20 protein-coding genes are annotated in these 22,209 nt (G+C 61.6%); 15 read left to right on the forward strand and 5 right to left on the reverse strand.

All coding sequences use genetic code 11. From position 1 onward, the window contains the following. Positions 1–254 precede the first annotated feature (254 nt). From HU825_RS08510 to HU825_RS08525, 4 genes are all read left to right on the forward strand, one after another. Complete coding sequence (locus HU825_RS08510; RefSeq protein ID WP_234303305.1) at positions 255–2,693, forward strand: Lon protease family protein; 2,439 nt, start codon at positions 255–257, stop codon at positions 2,691–2,693. A 169-nt stretch (positions 2,694–2,862) separates the two neighbouring features. After that, the gene (locus tag HU825_RS08515) at positions 2,863–3,204 is read left to right on the forward strand and encodes a PA4575 family protein (RefSeq protein ID WP_043298002.1); all 342 of its coding nucleotides are present in this window, start codon (positions 2,863–2,865) and stop codon (positions 3,202–3,204) included. 163 nt (positions 3,205–3,367) lie between these two features. Beyond that, positions 3,368–3,856 (forward strand): TIGR00645 family protein, encoded by a 489-nt coding sequence (locus HU825_RS08520; protein WP_008567437.1) that lies wholly within the window; start codon positions 3,368–3,370, stop codon positions 3,854–3,856. Between the two features lie 80 nt (positions 3,857–3,936). Further along, complete coding sequence (locus HU825_RS08525) at positions 3,937–4,554, forward strand: BamJ family beta-barrel-assembly machinery protein (protein WP_054093495.1); 618 nt, start codon at positions 3,937–3,939, stop codon at positions 4,552–4,554. Positions 4,555–4,587: 33 nt separating this feature from the next. Here HU825_RS08525 and HU825_RS08530 read toward each other — a convergent pair whose 3' ends face one another. Further along, positions 4,588–4,815 carry a PA4570 family protein gene (locus HU825_RS08530; protein WP_043298000.1) on the reverse strand — a complete coding sequence of 76 codons (228 nt, stop codon included), beginning with the start codon at positions 4,813–4,815 and terminating at the stop codon, positions 4,588–4,590. 142 nt (positions 4,816–4,957) lie between these two features. After that, on the reverse strand, positions 4,958–5,926 hold the full coding sequence (locus HU825_RS08535; protein ID WP_054093496.1) for a polyprenyl synthetase family protein: 969 nt from the start codon (positions 5,924–5,926) through the stop codon (positions 4,958–4,960). Between the two features lie 242 nt (positions 5,927–6,168). Here HU825_RS08535 and rplU point away from each other — a divergent pair, with 242 nt between their 5' ends. From rplU to HU825_RS08560, 5 genes are all read left to right on the forward strand, one after another. Next, complete coding sequence (rplU, locus tag HU825_RS08540) at positions 6,169–6,480, forward strand: 50S ribosomal protein L21 (RefSeq protein WP_043297998.1); 312 nt, start codon at positions 6,169–6,171, stop codon at positions 6,478–6,480. A 35-nt stretch (positions 6,481–6,515) separates the two neighbouring features. Beyond that, on the forward strand, positions 6,516–6,773 hold the full coding sequence (rpmA, locus tag HU825_RS08545; protein WP_008567431.1) for a 50S ribosomal protein L27: 258 nt from the start codon (positions 6,516–6,518) through the stop codon (positions 6,771–6,773). 152 nt (positions 6,774–6,925) lie between these two features. Beyond that, complete coding sequence (gene cgtA, locus HU825_RS08550) at positions 6,926–8,143, forward strand: Obg family GTPase CgtA (RefSeq protein WP_234303306.1); 1,218 nt, start codon at positions 6,926–6,928, stop codon at positions 8,141–8,143. Between the two features lie 100 nt (positions 8,144–8,243). After that, positions 8,244–9,362: a glutamate 5-kinase gene (gene proB / locus HU825_RS08555; protein WP_054093498.1), complete on the forward strand. Its 1,119-nt coding sequence runs from the start codon at positions 8,244–8,246 to the stop codon at positions 9,360–9,362. A gap of 7 nt (positions 9,363–9,369) precedes the next feature. After that, positions 9,370–9,834, forward strand: coding sequence for a CreA family protein (locus HU825_RS08560; protein ID WP_054093499.1), 465 nt, complete (start codon positions 9,370–9,372; stop codon positions 9,832–9,834). An 85-nt stretch (positions 9,835–9,919) separates the two neighbouring features. Here the strand turns inward: HU825_RS08560 and rpsT are convergent, their stop codons facing one another. Beyond that, positions 9,920–10,198 (reverse strand): 30S ribosomal protein S20, encoded by a 279-nt coding sequence (gene rpsT / locus HU825_RS08565; protein ID WP_003288018.1) that lies wholly within the window; start codon positions 10,196–10,198, stop codon positions 9,920–9,922. A 220-nt stretch (positions 10,199–10,418) separates the two neighbouring features. Between rpsT and murJ the strand changes: the two genes are divergently transcribed. From murJ to ispH, 6 genes are all read left to right on the forward strand, one after another. Then, a complete protein-coding gene (murJ, locus tag HU825_RS08570) occupies positions 10,419–11,966 on the forward strand; it encodes a murein biosynthesis integral membrane protein MurJ (protein ID WP_043297994.1) in 1,548 nt (515 codons plus the stop codon). 83 nt (positions 11,967–12,049) lie between these two features. Beyond that, positions 12,050–13,003, forward strand: coding sequence for a bifunctional riboflavin kinase/FAD synthetase (gene ribF / locus HU825_RS08575; RefSeq protein WP_043297993.1), 954 nt, complete (start codon positions 12,050–12,052; stop codon positions 13,001–13,003). Then, positions 13,000–15,831: an isoleucine--tRNA ligase gene (gene ileS, locus HU825_RS08580; protein WP_234303307.1), complete on the forward strand. Its 2,832-nt coding sequence runs from the start codon at positions 13,000–13,002 to the stop codon at positions 15,829–15,831. The genes ribF and ileS overlap by 4 nt, the downstream gene beginning before the upstream one ends. A gap of 21 nt (positions 15,832–15,852) precedes the next feature. Continuing rightward, positions 15,853–16,356 carry a signal peptidase II gene (gene lspA, locus HU825_RS08585; RefSeq protein ID WP_054093503.1) on the forward strand — a complete coding sequence of 168 codons (504 nt, stop codon included), beginning with the start codon at positions 15,853–15,855 and terminating at the stop codon, positions 16,354–16,356. Beyond that, positions 16,349–16,786: an FKBP-type peptidyl-prolyl cis-trans isomerase gene (locus tag HU825_RS08590; RefSeq protein ID WP_043297990.1), complete on the forward strand. Its 438-nt coding sequence runs from the start codon at positions 16,349–16,351 to the stop codon at positions 16,784–16,786. The genes lspA and HU825_RS08590 overlap by 8 nt, the downstream gene beginning before the upstream one ends. Before the next feature lie 106 nt (positions 16,787–16,892). Continuing rightward, positions 16,893–17,837 (forward strand): 4-hydroxy-3-methylbut-2-enyl diphosphate reductase, encoded by a 945-nt coding sequence (ispH, locus tag HU825_RS08595; protein WP_234303308.1) that lies wholly within the window; start codon positions 16,893–16,895, stop codon positions 17,835–17,837. A gap of 113 nt (positions 17,838–17,950) precedes the next feature. On the opposite strand, the gene HU825_RS08600 is transcribed toward ispH, so the two are convergent. After that, complete coding sequence (locus HU825_RS08600) at positions 17,951–18,376, reverse strand: type IV pilin protein (RefSeq protein WP_156716251.1); 426 nt, start codon at positions 18,374–18,376, stop codon at positions 17,951–17,953. A gap of 1 nt (position 18,377) precedes the next feature. Next, positions 18,378–22,205 carry a pilus assembly protein gene (locus tag HU825_RS08605; protein WP_234303309.1) on the reverse strand — a complete coding sequence of 1,276 codons (3,828 nt, stop codon included), beginning with the start codon at positions 22,203–22,205 and terminating at the stop codon, positions 18,378–18,380. Between the last annotated feature and the right edge of the window lie 4 nt (positions 22,206–22,209).

Raw genomic sequence — 22,209 nt, forward strand, 5'->3', positions numbered from 1 at the left:
TTGTTTGGGAAGGCTCTAGCAAGCCCCTTTCAGCTGCGCGGACGGTTGACCTGAATCAAACCGACGGGGACATACGGCTGCGACTAAGTGTGTCGGCGTGTGACAGCGTGGTTCGGGTTCGCCTGTTCGTGTGATCGCGGACGCGGCTCGGCCCGAAGCGCCGACGCTGCAGCCGGCAGCCTTGCGGCGTGTCGGTGGCGACGCCAGAATGGCGGCATCAATCGTGGCCCGCGTGCCATCCTCAAGGATTCCCGATGTCTGAAAATATCGCGGCCGGGCTGCGCCTGGCACCCGATGCGCTGACCCGTCCGTTCGACCCCAGCCAGTTCAACTTCACCAACACCGACGAGCTGGAGCCGTTCCTCGGCGTGCTTGGCCAGGAGCGGGCCGTCGAGGCATTGCAGTTCGGCGTGGCGATGCCGCGCCCCGGCTATAACGTCTACGTCATGGGCGAGCCGGGCACCGGTCGTTTCTCCTTCGTGCGCCGCTATCTGCGCGCCGAAGGCAAGCGCCTGCAGACGCCGGCCGACTGGCTGTACATCAACAATTTCGACGAACCGCGCGAGCCGCGTGTGCTCAAGCTGGAGCCGGGCAGTGCGGCGGCCTTCATCGCCGACATCAACCAGCTGATCGACAACCTGCTGGCGACCTTTCCGGCGGTGTTCGAGCACCCGAGCTTTCAGCAGAAGAAGAGCGCCATCGATCGCGCGTTCAATCAGCGCTACGACAAGGCGCTGGACATCATCGAAAAGCTCGCACTGGAGAAGGAGATCGCGCTGTACCGCGATGCCAGCAATATCGCCTTCACCCCGATGAAGGATGGCAAGGCGCTGGACGAAGCCGATTTCGCCCTGCTGCCCGAAGCCGAGCGCGAGCGCTACCACAACGATATTTCCGCGCTGGAGGTACGCCTGAACGAGGAGCTGGCCAGCCTGCCGCAGTGGAAGCGCGAGTCGACCAATCAGCTGCGCCTGCTCAATGACGAAACCATCAGCCAGGCGTTACAGCCGCTGCTGGCGCCGTTGTCGCAGAAGTATGCGGAGAACGCCGGGGTCGAGGCCTATCTGCAAGCGGTGCAGGTTAACCTGCTGAAGACGGTGGTCGAGCAGTTGGTGGACGAGAATCGCCCGGAAGCGCAGAGCCGGGTGCTGCTGGAGGAGCAGTACAACCCGAGTCTGATGGTCGGCCACAGCCTCGACGCCGGTGCGCCGGTGGTCTTCGAGCCGCATCCGACCTACGACAACCTGTTCGGCCGCATCGAATACAACACCGATCAGGGCGCGCTCTACACCAGCTACCGGCAATTGCGCCCTGGTGCGCTGCATCGCGCCAACGGCGGCTTTCTCATGCTCGAGGCGGAGAAACTGCTCGGCGAACCCTTCGTCTGGGAGGCGCTCAAGCGTGCCCTGCAGTCGCGCAAGCTGAAGATGGAGTCGCCGCTGGCCGAGCTCGGTCGTCTGGCCACGGTGACGCTGACGCCCGAAGTGATTCCGCTCAACGTCAAGGTGATCATCATCGGCTCGCGGCAGCTGTACTACACGCTGCAGGACCTGGACCCGGACTTCCAGGAGATGTTCCGGGTGCTGGTGGACTTCGACGAGGACATCCCGCTGGCCGAGGACAGCCTCGAGCAGTTCGCCCAACTGCTCAAGACCCGCACCTCGGAGGAGGGCATGGCGCCGCTGAGCGCCGCCGCGGTGGCGCGGCTGGCGACTTACAGCGCGCGGCTGGCTGAGCACCAGGGGCGGCTGTCGGCGCGTATCGGCGATCTGTTCCAGCTGGTCAGCGAGGCCGACTTCATCCGTCAGCTGGCCAAGGACGCGGTGACGGACGTCGGCCACATCGAACGTGCGCTGAAGGCCAAGGCGACGCGCACCGGCCGGGTGTCGGCGCGCATCCTCGATGACATCCTCGCCGGCGTGATCCTGATCGACAGCGAAGGCGCGGCCATCGGCAAGTGCAACGGGCTGACGGTACTGGAGGTGGGCGATTCGGCGTTCGGCATGCCGGCGCGCATTTCCGCCACCGTCTATCCGGGCGGCTCGGGCATCGTCGACATCGAGCGCGAGGTTAACCTCGGCCAGCCGATCCACTCCAAGGGCGTGATGATCCTCACCGGCTATCTCGGCAGCCGCTATGCGCAGGAGTTTCCGCTGGAGATCTCGGCGAGCATCGCGCTGGAGCAGTCGTACGGTTATGTCGACGGCGACAGCGCCTCGCTGGGCGAGTGCTGCGCGCTGATTTCCGCGCTGTCGCGCACGCCGCTCAAACAGTGTTTCGCCATCACTGGCTCGATCAACCAGTTCGGCGAGGTGCAGGCGGTTGGCGGGGTCAACGAGAAGATCGAGGGCTTCTTCCGCCTCTGCGAGGCGCGCGGGCTGACCGGCGAGCAGGGCGTGATCATTCCTTTCGCCAACGTCGCTACGCTGATGCTCGACGAGCGGGTACTCGAGGCGGTTCGCTGCGAGCGCTTCCACGTCTACGCGGTGCGTCAGGTCGATGAGGCGCTGTCGCTGCTGGTCGGCGAGCAGGTGGGCGCAGCGGACGAGCAGGGGCGCTTTCCGTCCGGCAGCGTGAATGCGCGCGTGGTGGAACGGCTGCGCGATATCGCTGCCATCGGTCTGGAAGATGACGACAAGCCGGAAGAGGGTCGCCCGGCTGGCGCGGAGCCGCCGGAGGAAGAAGGCAAATAGATGGCACTTTTCGCCTAACAAGCGGAACGATAGCGCAGGCGGCGGGTCTACCGGGCAGGCTCCATTCACCGTCCATCCACAGGTTTATCCACAGCCGGTGGGGATAAGCAGGCTGCCTGGCAGCGCTGGCCTTCGGCGTTGCGGCAGCCAGGTTGCGAGGACCGCCGCCATGTCGCACGCGCTATGCCTGAATCGTCAATGCCTGGGTCTGGTGACCCGTATCGAATGCATGATCCGCCCGCTGGCGGGCGGTAACGGTCTGTGGACGCTGCTCTGTGCGGCCGGTCTGGCCGATTCGCAGCCCACAGCGATAAAGGTGCAGGGTCCGTTCCGCGGACCGCGCATGGCCGAGTCGGTGCTGGAGATGATCGCCAGCAACCTGCAGGGGCAGGGCTATTGCCCCTCCGAGGATCCGGCCATCTGGCAGTTGCACATGCAAGCCGAGCTGCGCCGGGTCAACGCCAATCAGGCGCGCTTCCTGGGCGGGTGGGAGTCCCAGCCGGAGAGATGACACGCCGTGCGGGTCATGCTCGCGCAGCGGCAGCGCCTTGAACAGTGTCGATTCTTTCGGGCTGTTATCCACAGCGTAATATCGCGGCACATCCTCGACTTGTCCGTCATTTCGTGCTGCGTATACTCGCCAGCCGAATTTCCTCCCCGGTTGTGAGAGCCTCATGGAACGCTTTCTTGAAAACACCATGTATGCGGCGCGCTGGCTGCTGGCGCCTATCTATTTCGGTCTGGCGTTTGCGCTGTTGGCGCTGGCGATCAAGTTCTTCCAGGAAATATTTCACATCCTGCCGGCGATCCTCGCGCTCAGTGAGGCCGAACTGATCCTCAAGCTGCTGTCGCTGATCGACATGGCGCTGGTTGGCGGTCTGCTGGTGATGGTGATGATTTCCGGCTATGAGAATTTTGTGTCCCAGCTGGATATCGCCGAGGGCAAGGAGAAGCTCGACTGGCTCGGCAAGATGGACTCCGGCTCGCTGAAGATGAAGGTCGCGGCGTCCATCGTCGCGATTTCTTCGATTCACCTGCTGCGCATGTTCATGGACGCCCAGCAGCTGGAGAGCGAGAAGCTGATGTGGTACGTGATCATTCATCTGACCTTCGTGCTTTCGGCGTTCGTCATGGGTTATCTGGACAAGCTCACCAAGCACTGACTCCGTCCGCGCCGCTGGCGCAGAGAGGGTGGCGAGCTGTGCTAGGCTAGCGGCCCTTTTTCGCCTTTCGGAGCCTCGGCATGACCGAACTCAACCTCTCTACCGACGAAACCCGCGTGAGCTACGGCATCGGCCGCCAGCTGGGCGATCAGCTGCGGGACAATCCGCCGCCGGGGGTCAGCCTGGATGCGGTGATCGCCGGTATTCGCGATGCGTTCGCCGGGGCTGCCAGCCAGGTCAGTCCGCAGGAACTCAACGCCAGCTTCGCCGTCATTCGCGAGCGCATGCAGGCCGAAGCGCAGCAGAAGGCCGAGGCGGCTGCTGCCGAGGGGCGCGCGTTCCTGGCTGAAAATGCCCAGCGTGACGGCGTCACGGTGCTGGCGTCCGGCCTGCAGTACGAAGTGCTTGTGACCGGCGACGGCGCTCGTCCGACTCGTGAAGACAACGTGCGTACGCATTACCATGGCACCCTGATCGATGGCAGCGTGTTCGACAGTTCCTACGAGCGTGGCCAGCCGGCCGAATTTCCGGTCGGTGGCGTGATCGCCGGCTGGACCGAGGCCCTGCAACTGATGAACGCCGGCAGCAAATGGCGCCTCTACGTACCCAGCGAGCTGGCCTACGGCCCCCAGGGCGTCGGCAGCATCCCGCCGCACAGCGTGCTGGTGTTCGATGTCGAGCTGCTCGACGTGCTCTGAATCGCAGGTGGCCGTCCGTGCCGCCTCGCTTCGCTACGGGCGCAACGCCCGGGCATAGCTGTACAGGAACAGGTTGCGTACCTGTTCCTTGAGCACGCAGGGCTCGCTGGTGCTCAGCTCGTGCAGATCCAGATCGCCCTGTTCGCGCAGTTCCTCCAGGGCATCGCCTTCCAGCGACACGCAGATTGTTCCCGTTTGCCGGTCGAGTATGCGCAGGTAGGGTTGTGGCCGATCCAGCCAGGCATCAATTAAGTAAGTCATGCGGCACCTCCAGTTAAATTTCTTAATGAGAATAATTGTTATTTGCGGAAGTGCAAGCGCAGAAAGACCACCGCGCGAAGCGGTGGTCTGGAAAAGGGGGATTGGATTTCGCTAGCGCCGATTGGCGCGAAGGGTGGCTCGCTTAGTGAGTGCGGGCGATGGCGAAACGGCTCAGCTCCACCAGCGCGTCGCGGTAGTGGTTGGCGGGGATGAGTTCCAGGCTGCCGATGGCGCGCTCGACATGGTCGCGTGCCAGCTGCGCGGTATAGGCTAGTGCACCCGAGGCTTCGACCGCGCTGCGGATGCTTTCCAGATCTTCGACGCCGCCCTTCTGAATTGCGCGACGAACCAGTTCGGCCTGTTCGGCCGTGCCTTCGCGCATGGTGTAGATGAGCGGCAGGGTGGGTTTGCCTTCAGCCAGGTCGTCGCCGACGTTCTTGCCCAGGGTTTCTGCGTCGCCCTGGTAGTCCAGCAGATCGTCGACCAGCTGGAAGGCGATGCCGAGCTGGTCGCCGAAGGTGCGCAACGCTTCGCATTGCTCTGCAGTCGCGCCCGCCAGAGTAGCGGCGCTATGGGTGGAGGCCTCGAATAGCATCGCGGTCTTGCCGCGAATCACTTCCATGTAGATGGCTTCGGTGGTGCTGGCGTCGCGAACCTTCGACAGTTGCAGCACTTCGCCTTCGGCGATCACGCGGGTCGCCTGGGAAATGATGCGCATGACCGGCATCGAGCCGAGTTCGACCATCATTTCGAACGAGCGGGCATAGAGGAAGTCGCCCACCAGTACGCTCGGCGCATTGCCCCAGAGGGCATTGGCCGTCGAGCGGCCACGGCGCATGCCGGACATGTCGACTACGTCGTCATGCAGCAGTGTTGAGGTGTGCAGGAATTCGATGATTGCCGCCAGCAAACGCAACTGATCGCCCTGATGCCCCAGCGCGCTGCCGCTGAGTAGCACCAGCAGGGGGCGTAGACGCTTGCCCCCCGCCGAGGTGATATAGTCCCCGATCTTTTCCACCAGCGGAACGCGCGAGGTCAGTTGCTTGCGAATGATGCCGTCGACAGCGGCAAAATCGTCGGCCACTACCTGGTAGAAAGACTGGGGTTGCATCAGGGACTCCTCGCAGATTGCGCGGCATGCTATGAGTCGGCTCTGGCACTGTCAAGGCGAGCGCCGCTGGGCCTTGCGCCGCCATTGTCACGTGCGTACAATCGCGGACCCTGAACTTTCCCCACGGGCATTTCCCTGCCTTACGCAATTGCACGGGCGTCTCATCCGGCCCCATGCAGCCATGCCAGCCACCAATACCTTCTATAAAGCGCTGGGTGAGCAGGATCAACGGAGATACACAGATGTACGCAGTTATCGTGACCGGCGGCAAGCAGTACAAGGTTGCCGAAGGCGAATTCCTCAAGATTGAAAAACTCGAAGTTCCGACTGGCGAAGCTGTCACTTTCGACCGCGTTCTGCTGGTTGGCAACGGCGACGACGTGAAGATCGGCGCTCCGGTGGTCGACGGTGCCAAGGTTACCGCTGAGGTGGTTGCCCAGGGTCGCCACGACAAGGTCACTATCATCAAGTTCCGTCGTCGTAAGCATCACATGAAGCGTCAGGGCCACCGTCAGTGGTTCACTGAGGTCAAAATCACCGGTATTCAGGGCTAATCGGGCCTGAATCCCCCTACAGGAGTATTGAACTCATGGCACACAAAAAAGCTGGCGGTAGTACCCGCAACGGTCGCGATTCCGAAAGCAAACGCCTTGGCGTGAAGATGTTTGGTGGCCAGGTCATCAAGGCCGGCAACATCATCGTTCGCCAGCGTGGCACCCAGTTCCACGCCGGTTATGGCGTTGGCATGGGCAAGGATCACACCCTCTTCGCCAAGGTCGAAGGTGTGGTCAAGTTCGAAGTGAAGGGCGCTTTTGGCCGTCGCTACGTGAGCGTCGTCGCAGCCTAACTGCGGCGTTGCTGGAAAAGCCCTGTCATGCGACGGGGCTTTTTTGTTTCTGTATCCTGTGAGGCTCTTGCAAAACGCTGTATGCCTCAGCGTTTTTGCAAGATCCTTACGTTTCTGTTTCCTAAGCCCGTCCTGTGACGGGAGGCGTTCCCATGAAATTCGTCGATGAAGTATCGATTTTTGTAAAGGCCGGCGACGGCGGCAACGGCATGATGAGCTTCCGGCGTGAGAAGTTTATCGAGAAGGGCGGCCCCAACGGTGGCGATGGCGGTGATGGTGGCTCGGTCTATCTCGAGGCCAACGAGAACCTCAACACTCTGGTGGACTACCGCTACACCCGTCGCTTCCATGCGCAGAACGGGCAGAAGGGTGGCAGCACCGACTGTACTGGCGCCAAGGGCGAGGATCTGATTCTGCCGGTGCCGGTGGGCACCACGGTCATCGATGCCGCGACCCAGGAAATCATGGGTGATCTGACCAAGGCGGGTCAGCGCCTGCTGGTGGCGCAGGGTGGCTGGCATGGGCTGGGCAATACGCGTTTCAAATCCAGCACCAACCGTGCGCCGCGGCAGACCACGCCGGGCAAGCCGGGGGATGCGCGTGATCTCAAGCTGGAGCTGAAGGTGCTGGCCGACGTCGGCCTGCTGGGGTTGCCGAACGCCGGAAAGAGCACCTTTATTCGCTCGGTTTCTGCGGCCAAACCGAAAGTTGCCGACTACCCGTTCACCACGCTGGTGCCGAATCTCGGTGTGGTCAGCGTGGGGCGCTACAAGAGCTTCGTCATCGCCGATATTCCTGGGTTGATCGAGGGGGCGGCAGAGGGTGCCGGACTGGGCATTCGCTTCCTCAAGCACCTGGCGCGTACCCGTTTGCTGCTGCATCTGGTCGATATGGTGCCGCCGGATGGCAGTGATCCGGCCGATGCCGCCGAGGTCATCCTGCGCGAGCTGGAGAAGTTCAGTCCGGCGCTGATGCAGCGTGATCGTTGGTTGGTGCTGAACAAGGCTGATCAGCTGCTCGACGAGGAGCGCGAGGAGCGCATGCGTCAGGTGGTCGAGCGGCTGGACTGGAAGGGACCGGTGTTCGTGATCTCGGCGCTGGAAAGCGACGGTACCGAGGCGTTGGCTCAGGCGATCATGCGCTATCTCGATGAGCGTACGCTGCGTATTGCCGAGGACCCGCAGTATGCCGAGGCGCTGGCCGAGCTCGATCGTCAGATTGAGGACGAGGCGCGTGCGCGTCTGCAGGAGCTGGACGACCAGCGAGCGCTGCGTCGCGCGGGCGTCAAGGCAGCTGACGAGGTCGATGATGACGACTTCGATGACGATGATGATGACGAGGGTGGTGCCGAGATCTTCTACGTGCGCTGAGTTTGAGCGCACGGCAAGCAGATTCGGGTGAGAGGTCGGGAAGGCGTGCTCATGCGTGGCCGCCCCGGAAAGGTTTTGGCCGAATGACAAGGCGGGAACGATGCGGGACAAGGTGAGCGGTGCGCGGCGCTGGGTGGTGAAAATCGGCAGTGCGCTGCTGACCGCCGATGGGCGTGGTCTCGATCAGGCAGCAATGGCGGTTTGGGTGGACCAAATGGTGGCCTTGCGTGCTGCCGGTGTCGAGCTGGTGCTAGTGTCGTCGGGTGCGGTGGCTGCCGGCATGAGTCGTCTGGGCTGGGCGGCGCGGCCGAAGGCTGTGCATGAGTTGCAGGCGGCTGCGGCAGTCGGGCAAATGGGATTGATCCGTGCGTGGGAGTCGAGTTTTGCGCGTTGCAATCAGCAGACGGCGCAGATCCTGGTAACCCACGACGACCTTTCTGATCGCAAGCGCTACCTCAACGCGCGCAGCACGCTGCGCACGCTGATTGATCTCGGTGTGGTGCCGGTGATCAACGAGAACGACACCGTCGTCACCGACGAAATCCGCTTTGGCGACAACGACACGCTTGCTGCCTTGGTGGCCAATCTGGTCGAGGCCGATTTACTGGTCATTCTTACTGATCGTGACGGCATGTTCGATGCTGATCCGCGGACCAATCCTGATGCCAACCTCATCAGTGAGGCGCGTGCCGACGATCCGGCGCTGGATGCCGTTGCCGGTGGCACCGGGGGGGCGCTGGGGCGTGGCGGTATGCAGACCAAGTTGCGCGCGGCGCGACTGGCGGCGCGCTCCGGTGCGCATACGGTGATTGTCGGCGGGCGCATCGAGCAGGTGCTTGCGCGGCTCAAGGCTGGCGAACGCCTGGGGACGTTGCTCGCGCCCGAGTGCAGTCGGCACGCGGCGCGCAAACAATGGCTGGCGGGACATCTGCAAACGCGCGGTACCCTGACGCTGGATGAGGGCGCTGTGTATGCGCTGCGCCAGGGCAATCGCAGCCTCTTGCCGGTCGGTGTGAGGGCGGTGCAGGGCAGTTTTCGTCGCGGTGAGATGGTGGTCTGTGTCGGTCCGCAGGGCGAAGAGGTCGCGCGCGGTCTGGTGAACTACAGCGTTGCCGAGGCGCAGCGAATCCTCGGGCGCCCATCGGATGAAATCGAAAAGTTGCTCGGCTATGTCGATGAGCCGGAGCTGGTGCATCGCGACAACATGATTCTGGTCTGAGGTGGCTATGCGTGCTGCTTTCGTGGGGTTGGCGGCGGGATTGGCGTTGTCGGGGCTGGCAATGGCCGAAGAGATCGGCTCGGTCGATACGGTATTCAAATGGCTTGGACCGAATCACAAGATCGTGGTCGAGGCCTTCGATGACCCCAAGGTTGCGGGTGTGACCTGTTATCTGTCGCGCGCAAAAACCGGCGGGATCAAGGGTGGGCTCGGGTTGGCCGAGGATCGGGCCGAGGCCTCGATCGCCTGTCGTCAGGTCGGGCCGATTCGCTTTGCCGAGAAGCTCGAGGATGGTGAGGTGGTCTTCAAGGAGCGGACGTCGCTGGTGTTCAAGACCATGCAGGTGGTGCGCTTCTTCGATGAGTCGCGCAATACGCTGGTGTATCTGGTCTATAGCGATCGCGTGATCGAGGGTAGTCCGCAGAATGCAGTGACGGCGATTCCGGTGCTGCCTTGGTCGACTGCCCGCTGATCCGCGCTGGCAGCGCATAAGATAAAAGTGAAGATATGAAAAAAACCGGCGCAAGGCCGGTTTTTTCAAAGAACTTGCAGCGTGATCAGGCTGCGGCAGCTTCGCCGAGGGCCTTGATGTGGCCGTTCAGGCGGCTCTTGTGGCGAGCAGCTTTGTTCTTGTGAATGATGCCTTTGTCGGCCATGCGGTCAATGACCGGTACGGCTGCGGTGTAGGCTGCGCGGGCCTTGTCCAGGTCCTTGGCGTCGATGGCCTTGACCACATTCTTGATGTAGGTGCGGACCATGGAGCGCAAGCTGGCGTTGTGGCTGCGACGCTTCTCAGCCTGAATTGCGCGTTTTTTGGCGGAAGGGCTGTTGGCCACCGTCGAACTCCTCGAAAACGTGGGGATTGCAAAGCAAATAAGGCCGCGAATCATGCCGATGCGTCACGCGCTTGTCAAGCCTGTGTCGCGGGCGCGCGAAGCTGGTCGGACAGGTGGGCTGCGGCTAAACTCGCCGCCTCGTTGCGTGTCGTATCTGGCCAACGAACCGGCCGGCGCGAACGCGTCATGCCGAAACCCGCTGCGATTCCAGGAAAGACTGATGTCCGAAAACAACGGCAAGGGCGGATTGTTGCGCTCCAGCGCGGTGGTCAGTGCCATGACGCTGCTGTCGCGCGTGCTGGGTATGGTACGCGATATGGTCGTGGCCAGCTATTTTGGCTCCGGGGCGGCGGCGGATGCCTTCTTCATCGCCTTCAAGATCCCCAACTTCCTGCGCCGGCTGTTCGCCGAAGGAGCTTTCGCTCAGGCGTTCGTGCCGGTGCTGTCGGAGTATCGCGCCAAGCGCTCCCTGGCGGAGGTCAAGCAGCTGGTCGATCGCACGGCTGGCATGCTCGGCCTGGTGCTGGCCGGCCTGACCGCCGTGGGCGTGCTGTTTGCGCCCTACGTGGTGATGGTGTTCGCGCCGGGCTTCCATGACGATCCGGCGAAGATGCAATTGGCCGGCGATCTGCTGCGCATCACTTTTCCCTACCTGCTGCTGATTTCGCTCACCGCCTTCACGTCCGGAGTGCTCAACAGCTACGGGCATTTCGCTGTGCCCGGCTTCACTCCCGTGCTGCTGAATATCTGCATGATCGTCTCGGCGGTATTCCTGACGCCGTATTTCGAACAGCCGGTGATGGCGCTGGCCTGGGGGGTTTTCATTGCTGGTTTCGCCCAGCTGACGTTCCAGTTGCCCTACGTGGCGAAGTTGGGATTGCTACCTAGGCCCAGGTTCAAACCGGGCGACGAGGGGGTGCGGCGGATCATGTTGCTGATGGTGCCGGCATTGTTCGGCGTGTCGGTCAGCCAGATCAACCTGTTGCTGGATACTGTGCTGGCCTCGTTCCTGCAGACTGGCAGTGTCTCGTGGTTGTACTACGCCGACCGCCTGTCCGAGTTGCCGTTGGGCGCGTTCGGCATCGCCATCGGTACGGTGATCCTGCCCAGTCTGTCGCGTCAGCATGCCAGTGACGATCCGCAGGCGTTTTCCTCCACGCTCGATTGGGCGCTGCGGATGGTCCTGCTGGTGGGCGTGCCTGCCGCGCTGGCGCTCGGCATCCTTGCCGAGCCGATGATTGCCGGGCTGTTCTTTTACGGGGCGATGACGGAGGAGGCCGTGGTCCAGTCGGCTCGCGCGTTGCAGGCGTACTCGCTTGGCGTGCTGGCGTTCATGCTGATCAAGGTGCTGGCCCCGGGATTCTTCGCTCGTCAGGATCTGAAGACGCCGGTGCGCGTGGCGATCATCTGTATGGTCGCGAACATGGTGATGAATCTGATTCTGATCTGGCCGCTCAAGCACGTCGGTCTGGCGCTGGCGACCTCGCTGTCGTCGATGCTGAACGCGTTCCTGCTGTTCTGGGGGCTCTACAAGATCGGTGTTTATCGCCCCGCAGCCGGCTGGTGGCTGTTTGCGCTGCGCCTGGCTGGCGGTTGCGCAGCCATGGTGGCGGTGGTCTGGTGGCTCAATGTGCCCTCGTCGGAATGGTTCGCCTGGGGCTGGCAGCAGCGGGCGCTGCGTCTGACGCTGCTGATTTGTGCCGGGTTGGCGGCATTCGTTGCCGGCCTGGTGATGCTCGGTCTGCGACCGCGGCATTTTCGCCACTGATCGCACCGGGCGGTAGGGAGCAAACCTGTCCGGGATGCTCCGCACATGCGTATAATCGGCCACTTTTCAAGCAAGAAGTGCGTATGCAGCTGGTTCGAGGCCTTCACAACCTGCGCCCCCGGCATCGGGGTTGCGTCGCCACCATCGGCAACTTCGACGGCGTGCACCGGGGGCATCAGGCCATCCTGGCGCGTCTGCGCGAGCGTGCAGCCGAATTGGGCGTGCCCAGTTGCGTGGTCATCTTCGAGCCACAGCCGCGTGAATTCTTCGCTCCGGACAAGGCGCCCGCGCGTCTGACCCGTCTGCGCGAAAAACTCTGCCTGCTGAGCGAGCAAGGTGTCGACCGGGTGCTGTGCCTGGCCTTCAATCGGCGACTGCGCGAGCTGAGCGCCGCCGAGTTCGTTCATGCCACCCTCGTGCAGGGGCTGGGGGTGCGCCATTTGGAGGTGGGGGACGACTTCCGCTTCGGTTGCGACCGCGCCGGCGACTTTGATTTTCTGCGCAAGGCCGGCGCCGCCGAGGGCTTCACCGTCGAGGCGGCGACCACCATCGAGGTGGATGGCGAGCGGGTCAGCAGCACGCGCGTGCGTCAGGCATTGGCTGGCGGAGATCTGCAGGCGGTCGAGGCGCTGCTGGGTCGGCCGTTCAGCCTGGGCGGACGGGTGATGCACGGGCAGAAGCTCGGCCGCCAGCTCGGCGCGCCAACCGCCAATATCCAGCTCAAGCGCCGCAGCACGCCGCTGAGCGGGGTGTTCGTCGTCAGCCTGGAGCTGGATGGCCGGCAACTGGCTGGCGTTGCCAACATCGGCACGCGCCCGTCCGTCGAGAGCGATGGCAAGCCGCATCTGGAGGTGCATCTGCTCGACTACCAGGGTGACCTGTACGGCCGGCGGGTATGCGTAACCTTTCATCGCAAGCTGCGCGACGAGCAGCGTTTCGCCTCGCTGGAGGCACTCAAGACGGCGATAGACGCGGATATCGCCGCCGCCCGCGATTATTGGCGGGCTTCACTCACCCACGAGTCAGGACTGAAATGACCGATTACAAAGCGACCCTCAATCTGCCGTCCACGGCATTTCCGATGAAGGCCGGTCTGCCACAGCGCGAGCCGGAGATTCTGCAGCGCTGGAACAGCATCGACCTGTACCGGAAGCTGCGGCAGATCGGCGAAGGTCGCCCGAAATTCGTCCTGCACGATGGCCCGCCCTACGCGAACGGCAATATCCACATCGGCCACGCGGTGAACAAGGTCATCAAGGACATGATCGTCCGGTCGCGCACCCTGGCCGGCTTCGATGCGCCTTATGTACCGGGCTGGGACTGCCACGGCCTGCCCATCGAGCACAAAGTCGAGACCACCTTCGGCAAGAACCAGCCGGCGGACCTGACCCGCGAGCGCTGCCGCACCTACGCCGCCGAGCAGATCGAAGGGCAGAAGGCCGACTTCATCCGTCTCGGCGTGCTCGGCGACTGGGACAATCCCTACAAGACAATGGATTTCGCCAACGAAGCTGGCGAGATCCGCGCCCTGGCGAAGATGGTCGAGGGTGGCTTCGTCTTCAAGGGACTGAAGCCGGTGAACTGGTGCTTCGATTGCGGTTCGGCCCTGGCCGAAGCGGAAGTCGAATACCAGGACAAGAAATCCGATGCTATCGACGTGGCCTTTGCCGTTGAAGATGCCGACAAGCTCGCGGCCGCCTTCGGTGTTGCTGATCTAGCCAAGCCGGCCAGCATTGTCATCTGGACCACCACGCCCTGGACCATCCCTGCGAACCAGGCGCTCAACGTTCACCCCGAGTTCATCTATGCGCTGGTCGACACCGGCGAACGGCTGTTGGTGCTGGCCGAGGAGCTGGTGGAGTCCTGCCTGCAACGTTACGGCCTGAGCGGCGAGATCGTCGCTCGCTGCGAAGGTCGCGCGCTGGAGCTGATCCGCTTCCGCCACCCGTTCTACGAGCGCTTCTCGCCGGTCTATCTGGCCGAGTACGTGGAAACCGGCGCGGGCACCGGCATCGTTCACTCGTCGCCGGCCTATGGCGAGGATGACTTCCGCACCTGCAAGCACTACGGCATGGAGAACGACGACATTCTCAGCCCGGTGCAGAGCCACGGCGTATACGTCGCGGACCTGCCGTTCTTCGGCGGCCAGTTCATCTGGAAGGCCAACCCGGCCATCGTCGAGAAACTGTGTGAGGTCGGTGCGCTGCTCAAGCACGAGGCTATCCAGCACAGCTACATGCATTGCTGGCGACATAAGACCCCGCTGATCTACCGCGCCACCGCGCAGTGGTTTGTTGGCATGGACAAGGTCGCTCACGACGGCAGCTCGCTGCGCCGCCGCGCGCTGGATGCCATTGAGCAGACCCAGTTCGTCCCGGCCTGGGGTCAGGCGCGTCTGCACGGCATGATTGCTGGGCGCCCCGACTGGTGCATCTCGCGTCAGCGCAACTGGGGCGTGCCGATCCCGTTCTTCCTGCACAAGGAAAGCGGCGAGCTGCATCCGCGCACGGTCGAACTGATGGAGCAGGTCGCCCAGCGCGTCGAGCGCGAGGGCATTGAGGCTTGGTTCAAGCTCGATCCGGCCGAGCTGCTCGGCGACGAGGCCGGGCAGTACGAGAAGACCAACGACACGTTGGACGTCTGGTTCGACTCCGGCACCACTCACTGGCACGTGATGCGCGGTTCGCATCCGATGGGCCACGACGAAGGCCCGCGCGCTGATCTCTATCTGGAAGGCTCCGACCAGCATCGCGGCTGGTTCCATTCGTCGTTGCTGACTGGCGCCGCCATTGATGGTCACGCGCCATACCGCGGCCTGCTGACCCACGGCTTCACCGTGGACGAGAACGGCCGCAAGATGTCCAAGTCCCTCGGCAACGTCATCGCCCCGCAGGAAATCACCGACAGCATGGGCGCCGATATCCTGCGCCTGTGGGTTTCGGCCACCGACTATTCGGGCGAGATGGCGGTGTCCACGCAGATCCTGCAGCGCAGCGCTGATGCCTACCGGCGCATCCGCAACACCGCGCGCTTCCTGCTTTCCAACCTCGACGGCTTCGACCCGACACAGCACATGGTGGGTAACGGCCAGCTGATCGCCCTGGATCGCTGGGCCATCGACCGTGCCCTGTTGCTGCAGCGTGAAATCGAGGAAGCCTACGAGACCTACAAGTTCTGGAACGTCTACCAGAAAGTGCACAACTTCTGTGTGCAGGAGTTGGGCGGTTTCTACCTCGACATCATCAAGGACCGCCAGTACACCACCGGTGCCGACAGCCTGCCGCGGCGTTCCTGCCAGACCGCGCTGTACCACATCGCCGAGGCGCTGGTGCGCTGGATCGCGCCGATCCTGGCGTTTACCGCCGAGGAAATCTGGCAATACCTGCCGGGCCAGCGCAACGAGTCGGTGATGCTCAACACCTGGTATGAGGGGCTGACCGAGCTGCCGGAAGGCTTCGAGCTCGATCGCGCGTTCTGGGACAAGGTCATGGCGGTCAAGGCAGCGGTGAACAAGGAGCTGGAAAACCAGCGCAACGCCAAGACCATTGGCGGCAACCTGCAGGCGGAAGTCACGCTGTACGCCGATGAGTCGCTGGCGGCCGAGCTGGCCAAGCTGGGCGACGAGCTGCGTTTCGTACTGATCACCTCCGCAGTCGAAGTCGCTCCTCTGGCGCAGGCACCGGCCGCCGCGGTGGACAGCGAGCTGACCGGCCTCAAACTGGTGGTTCGCAAGACGGAACATGCCAAGTGCGGGCGCTGCTGGCACCACCTGCCGGACGTCGGCAGCCATGCGGCGCATCCGGAAATCTGCGGTCGCTGCGTGGAAAACATCGAAGGTGCCGGCGAGGTGCGTCACCATGCGTGATGCGTTTTCGGAGGCACGGCAATGACCAGCCGTCTCGGCAAGCTCGCCTGGCTCTGGCTCAGCGTGCTGGTGATCGTGGTCGATCAAGTCACGAAGCACTGGTTCGAGGCCAATTTCAGCCTGTACCAGAAGGTCGATGTCATCCCCGGCTATTTCGCCTGGACGTTGGCCTACAACACCGGAGCGGCCTTCAGTTTTCTCGCCGATCACAACGGCTGGCAGCGCTGGCTGTTCGCCGTGATCGCCATTGGCGTGAGCGTCGTGCTGGTGGTCTGGATGAAGCGCTTGAAGGCCAGCGAGACCTGGCTAGCAGTAGCGTTGGCGCTGGTGCTGGGCGGTGCGCTGGGCAATCTCTACGATCGCGTGGTGCTGGGCCACGTGGTCGATTTCATCCTGGTGCATTGGCAGAACCGCTGGTATTTCCCAGCCTTCAATATCGCCGATAGCGCCATCACCGTAGGCGCCCTGATGCTGGCGTTGGACATGCTCAAGGGCAATAAGACCGGAGAATCCGCACATGACTGAACAGCGCATCGGGCCGGACAAGGAAGTCACCCTGCATTTCGCGCTCAGCCTGGAAACAGGCGAGCTGGTCGACAGCACGTTCGACAAAAAGCCTGCCACCTTTAAGGTGGGCGACGGTAACCTGTTGCCTGGCTTCGAGCAGCAGCTCTACGGTTTCAAGGCCGGTGACAAGCGCACTTTGCAGATTGCACCGGAACAGGGCTTCGGTCAGGTCAACCCACAGAATGTGCAGGTGATGCCGCGCAGCCAGTTCGAGGGCATGGAGCTCTCCGAGGGCTTGATGGTGAGCTTCCAGGACGCCGCGCGCACCGAACTGCCAGGCGTGGTGAAGGCCTTCGACGAGCGCCAGGTCACCGTCGACTTCAACCATCCGCTGGCCGGCAAGACATTGACCTTCGAAGTCGAGATCATCGACGTTCGCCCGGTCTAACCTGGTCGGGGGCTGGCGGGCATCCGCTGGTCACAGTAGCGCAGGAATAGCCGAGCCGTAGCGTCACTCTTCCTTCGTTTTCAAGCTCCGCGTGCCGAGACCCATTATGCAAATCAAACTCGCCAACCCCCGCGGCTTCTGCGCAGGCGTCGACCGCGCGATCGAGATCGTCAACCGCGCGCTCGAGGTGTTCGGCCCGCCGATCTACGTGCGCCACGAGGTGGTGCATAACAAGTTCGTGGTGGAAGATCTGCGCGAGCGCGGCGCGGTGTTCGTCGAAGAGCTGGATCAGGTTCCGGACGATGTCATCGTCATCTTCAGCGCTCATGGCGTGTCCCAGGCGGTTCGCCAAGAGGCAGCCAAGCGCGGACTGAAGGTCTTCGACGCCACCTGTCCGCTGGTGACCAAGGTGCATCTGGAGGTGGCCAAGTACAGCCGGGAAGGGCGTGAGTGCGTCCTCATCGGCCACCAGGGCCACCCGGAGGTCGAAGGTACGATGGGCCAGTATGACGCGCGCAACGGTGGCGCGATTTATCTGGTCGAGGATGAGATGGACGTCGAGCGGTTACAGGTGCGCAATCCCGAGGCGCTGGCGTTCGTCACCCAGACCACGCTGTCGATGGATGACACCAGCCGGGTCATCGATGCGCTGCGTAGCAAGTTCCCCAGCATCGGCGGGCCGCGCAAGGATGACATCTGTTATGCCACACAAAACCGCCAGGATGCGGTAAAGCAGCTAGCCGACGAGTGCGATGTGGTACTGGTGGTCGGCAGTCCCAACAGCTCCAATTCCAACCGCCTGCGCGAACTGGCCCAGCGCATGGACACGCCGGCATATCTGATCGACGGTGCCGAGGATCTCAAGCTTGAGTGGTTCGAGAATGTCCAGCGCATCGGCATCACTGCCGGCGCCTCCGCCCCGGAAGTGCTGGTGCGCGGGGTCATCGAGCGATTGAAGGAGTGGGGCGCCGACGGCACGGACGAGCTGGAAGGGCGCCCGGAGAACGTGACGTTCTCGATGCCCAAGGAGTTGCGGGTTAAGCAGCTGTAACTGGCCGCCGCGGCAGTCCAGCTGCTGCACACGCGCGGATCATGTGGCTGGTTGTTCCGGTCATTAACGAAGAAGCCCGGCAGTGATGCCGGGCTTCTTCGTCTATCTGCTGATTACTTCCAACACTGCTCCACGGTCTTTCCGCTGCCGGTGCGACCTCTGACGCCAAGCGCGTTGAGCGTGAGGTTGCCGCAGGCGACGTCACCGAAGGCCTGCGTTGCGGTGAGCGTATAGCCGCCGCCGCCGCCAGCGACAGTCAGGGTGTACTTGCCGTTATCAGACTCGACGGTGGTGCCGTTAGTGCCGCGCAGTCCCAGCTTGGCAATATCCGCAGCTGTGGTTACGTAGCTGTTGTTCTGGGCAAAAAAGCGCTCCTGTCCGGCGGCGGCATCCTGAAGCAAGGCCTGTCCCTCGCTTCGATTGCTACGCTGCACGTACTCCATATAGTTGGGGTAGGCGATAGCCGCGAGAATCCCGAGAATGCCGACTACGATCATCAACTCGATCAGCGTGAAGCCGTTGCTGTGGTGCTGCGCCATATCAGTTACCTACTACTCGCCACGATTGGCGGCCAATGCTGGATGGGTCTGGATAGATCTTCTGGCACACCAGGCCGGTGCATGCCTCGAAGCCTTCCGGAGTCTGCGAAATGGTAACGCCACCTTCGCCGTCCTGTTTGATGCCGCTTACGACATTCACTGCGTTGTTGCTATCAATATGTCGAAGGTCGAAGGCATGGAATGAGGTCCGGCCTCCGGTGAAGGGATTGAGCGCATAGGTCCAGTTGCTCGCGCCGTCCGCACACGGATCGTCGTTGGGGACCAGGGTCTGGAAGAAAAGCGTCTGGCCAAGAGTCGACATCTTTTCGATCAGCATCTCGCCCTCGAACTGAGTCTCGTCGACTGCGAGGTCCAGATACCAGCCATACCTTTGGATATTGCCGTTCGCGTCGACCCAGTCCACGGCATTGGTCGTGATGGTGCGTGCCGGGTTGGTTCCGCCTTGGCTATAGGTGCCCGTCAGCTCTTCGATGATCTTCTGTTTCACCAGATGCCCGTTTTCACCGACTGTTCGCTGAATGGTGAAAGCACTGGTCGGCTCGGCACGAGTCTTGGTGTCCCAGATACCGTAGACGCTCTGTGCATGGGTTTTGACCCCCTCCTTGTCATCAGTCTCGAAGAACTTGCCCGTGCCAAAGATCACGAGGTAGCCCAAGCGGCTCGGGTGACGAACCAGACTGGGGGCCGCGGTGATGGACTGGGCCGGAGCTGTTTCGCTACTACCCGCCTTTGCCCGGAACATCGGTTTTCCGCCGTAGGCAACCTTGAAGTTATCCGCAGTAACGGTTCCGAGCGTACTTGTCGCCAACGGGGCGGTCTGATCAAGAACGCCGTCGCCGTCGGCATCGGTGTTGATGGTGGGTAGCAGGTCGAAGCGCCAAAGATTGCCTTGGAGATCGCCGGCATAGGCATAGTCGGCTATGCCGTCGGCGTTATAGTCGGCCAGCACCGGGCTGGAGAGGCCGTTAGCGGCCCCTTCGGTTCCCGATACTTCCAGGCTCTTGGTAAGTTTTCCGGTTACGGCGTCGATAATATAAAGCGCCGCCTTGCCATCACTGGCACCGTTTTCATAGCCGTTACCGGTGACCACGGCCCAACGGCCATTATGCAGACGGGCAATGGTCGGTGTGGAGAAGCTGTAGCCGGGTTTAACCGCCTCTTCATCCTCTATGTCGCTCGCGTCGAACTCCCACAGCAACTGTTCGCTGCCGGGGGTGGTGATATCCAAGGCAAACAGCGCTTTACCGCCTGCACGTAGGGTGCCCACCAGAATGGTGCGCCACTTCTTATTGTCTTGATCGTAAACGTCGGCGACCACTGGTGAGCCATCGACATAGAACTGGTGGCTGTAGTTTTTGCCGGTCAGTTTATTGAGCTTGTTGAAAACAGCGGTGGGGATGAAAGCAAACTCTTCGATGCCGGTTTCAGTATTGAAGCCATGTAGCATGCCGTCGTTGCCGCCGACATATACGCGACCGCTGCGTTTGGTCGAGCCTTCCGCCGTGCCGTTGATGGTTGCCATGAATGCCGAGTAGGAATTTTCACCGGTTACCTTGCCGTCCTTATCAAGATGCCCTTCCAGACGGTTGGCGAAACTCTCGAGATAGCGTGGGCCGGATACTACCACGGGGCTGGAACCGTACAGGTCGCCAAGTGCACTGGTGCGCGTGCGGAAGTCATCTTCGTTAGTCCCTTCTTGACTATCGTCGCCCCGCAAGTAGTCAATGCGTTGTTCCCACCTGCTGTCTGCCGACTCACCCGCTGTCTCGGGGTTGATGTTCAGGTAGTAAGCCAGCGTTCCCACCGTTGTGGGGTCGCCTGCGTTATCCGAGCTGAAGTCCTTGAGCTTGCTCGTGTTGGCGCCGCCTTCATCCGCAATCTTTATCGTGCGGCTGGCTGCCGCTGGTAACTCTTTCTGTGCGCTCCAGTCTTCTTTGATTTCGAGCACGTATTTACCATCTTTGAGTACAAGCTGCTTGGAGGAGCGTTTGAGATCGCCCGACCAGTTCTCGTCGCTAGCGTAGGAAGTTTGATAGGAAACGCTGGTGGCCATGTCGTCGATCACCAAACCGGAGCTGGTCGCCGGCCTGGCCGCGGAGGACTTTCGGTCAGCAATCCGGTTCAGGATGTCTTCGAACGCTTGCACCATTGCGTCGGGACTGTCGACGCTGAAGAACTCTCCGCGCGAATTGATTGCGGCGTGCCAGAGGTCGTATACGTTGTTGGACGAGCCGGACGCCGCCGGCGGCCAGTTCTGCGTTCCGCTCAGCAAGGCTTCATAGCCTTCTCCGGCGAATGTCGAACCTTCCCACGGCAAGCCCGAAACGTTCATGGAGCTGGTGAGGCCCAATCCCATGATGAAGTTTGTCATGTGCTGCCAAGTGGCCGGGTCGTTCTTCGGATTCCAGTAGTTTTCAGTGTCGCTACCAGTTTTATCGGCAAAAAACGGACTAACCCTGTTCTTGAGACTATGGAGGTCCGTGGACCAATAGTGCATTGCCAGGTCGGCCAGCGTATTGGAAGTAGCGTCCACGTAGGGTCGTTGCTTCGAATAGCTCTTGGTGTCGGGCAAGTCGATACTGTCACCATCGTGCTGGAACGAACTGGGATTTGTGGTCGTTTCGTTCCACATGCCGTCAGTCATCAGGATGTGGTAACTTGGCCTGCAGGCATAGGTGTTTTCGGCTGTATTCTTATTGGATTCGACCCGAGAGTTAGGGTATTTGTGCCAGGCCACATCGCTTTTAAGAAATTCGCCGGCTCTCTTCATTGCATCTGGTAGAGGTGTTCCGCTGTTGAAATAGACATCTTTGAGCCAGCTATAGAATTGGCCTTTATGTTGTGCGTCGTATTGGCGGAAGCTGTTGTCCTTGCAGTTGGTTGTATCTCCGCCGTTGAGGTTGGTGCACAATTTTAGGTTTTGCCAGCCTAGTCGGATTGCCGGGGAAAGCTGGGAAAATGCCAGGCTGGTTGCTGATAAGGTGGCCAGTGCTCTGGTTCGGTAGAAGGAATACCAAGTGGCGAAGTTCTCTTTCTCGTTGTCCTTGACGAATACGAGTTTGTAGCAGTTGGTGTTTGACTTCCTAGCGTCGCACGATTGCAAGGTGTCGTCGTAAGTGTAGTAGTAGGCCGGAGTTTTGGCGGTGTAGGTATTGCTGTTTCTGGTGCAGCTGAAAGCGGTAGCATCCAGCACGGGGCCGGCTTGTTTGATGACACAGTCATATGTGTATTTTTTTGATGTGCCGGAACGGGTGATCTCGAACTCGATACCGGCTGCACTGGTTGCGGTTCGGGTTTCGTTAGTGTTGAAAGATTGGAAGACTGAAAAGTCGTTCGGCGGATTGTTAGCCCGCTGGTGGGTTCCGAGCGGCATCCGGTACTCTTTACCAGTTGGACGGTAATCAATGGATAGGTCCAAGGTGCCATCGCTGGGGCGGAAGCCGTTGATCGGGGCTGAGCTAAATGAAGTAGTCAGCTTTATCTCGTTGCCGTTTACATCGAATGATGGGGGGGCGATGTAAGTAATGTTCGGGTTGTAGTACATCGAGTTGTATTCGGAAGCTGCGTACAGGCGGGTTATCGTGCCGCTGTTTATGACATTGCTTTCGATAGAGTCTGGAACGTAGCCCCAAGACATACTGCCCGATTCGTCGAGGGTGAAAATGATATTGGGCGATACGCCGACCGTCAGGCTGAGTGGACTCTGGGATATGGCGGCCTGGGCGCTGGTTGCCGCGCTGATTAATGTGGTTCCGATGATGGCGCTGGCGAAGAAGATTGCCGGCCGGGCGGTCTGAATTCCTTTCATGTTT

This window comes from Pseudomonas phenolilytica (assembly GCF_021432765.1).
Classification (GTDB): domain Bacteria; phylum Pseudomonadota; class Gammaproteobacteria; order Pseudomonadales; family Pseudomonadaceae; genus Stutzerimonas; species Stutzerimonas phenolilytica.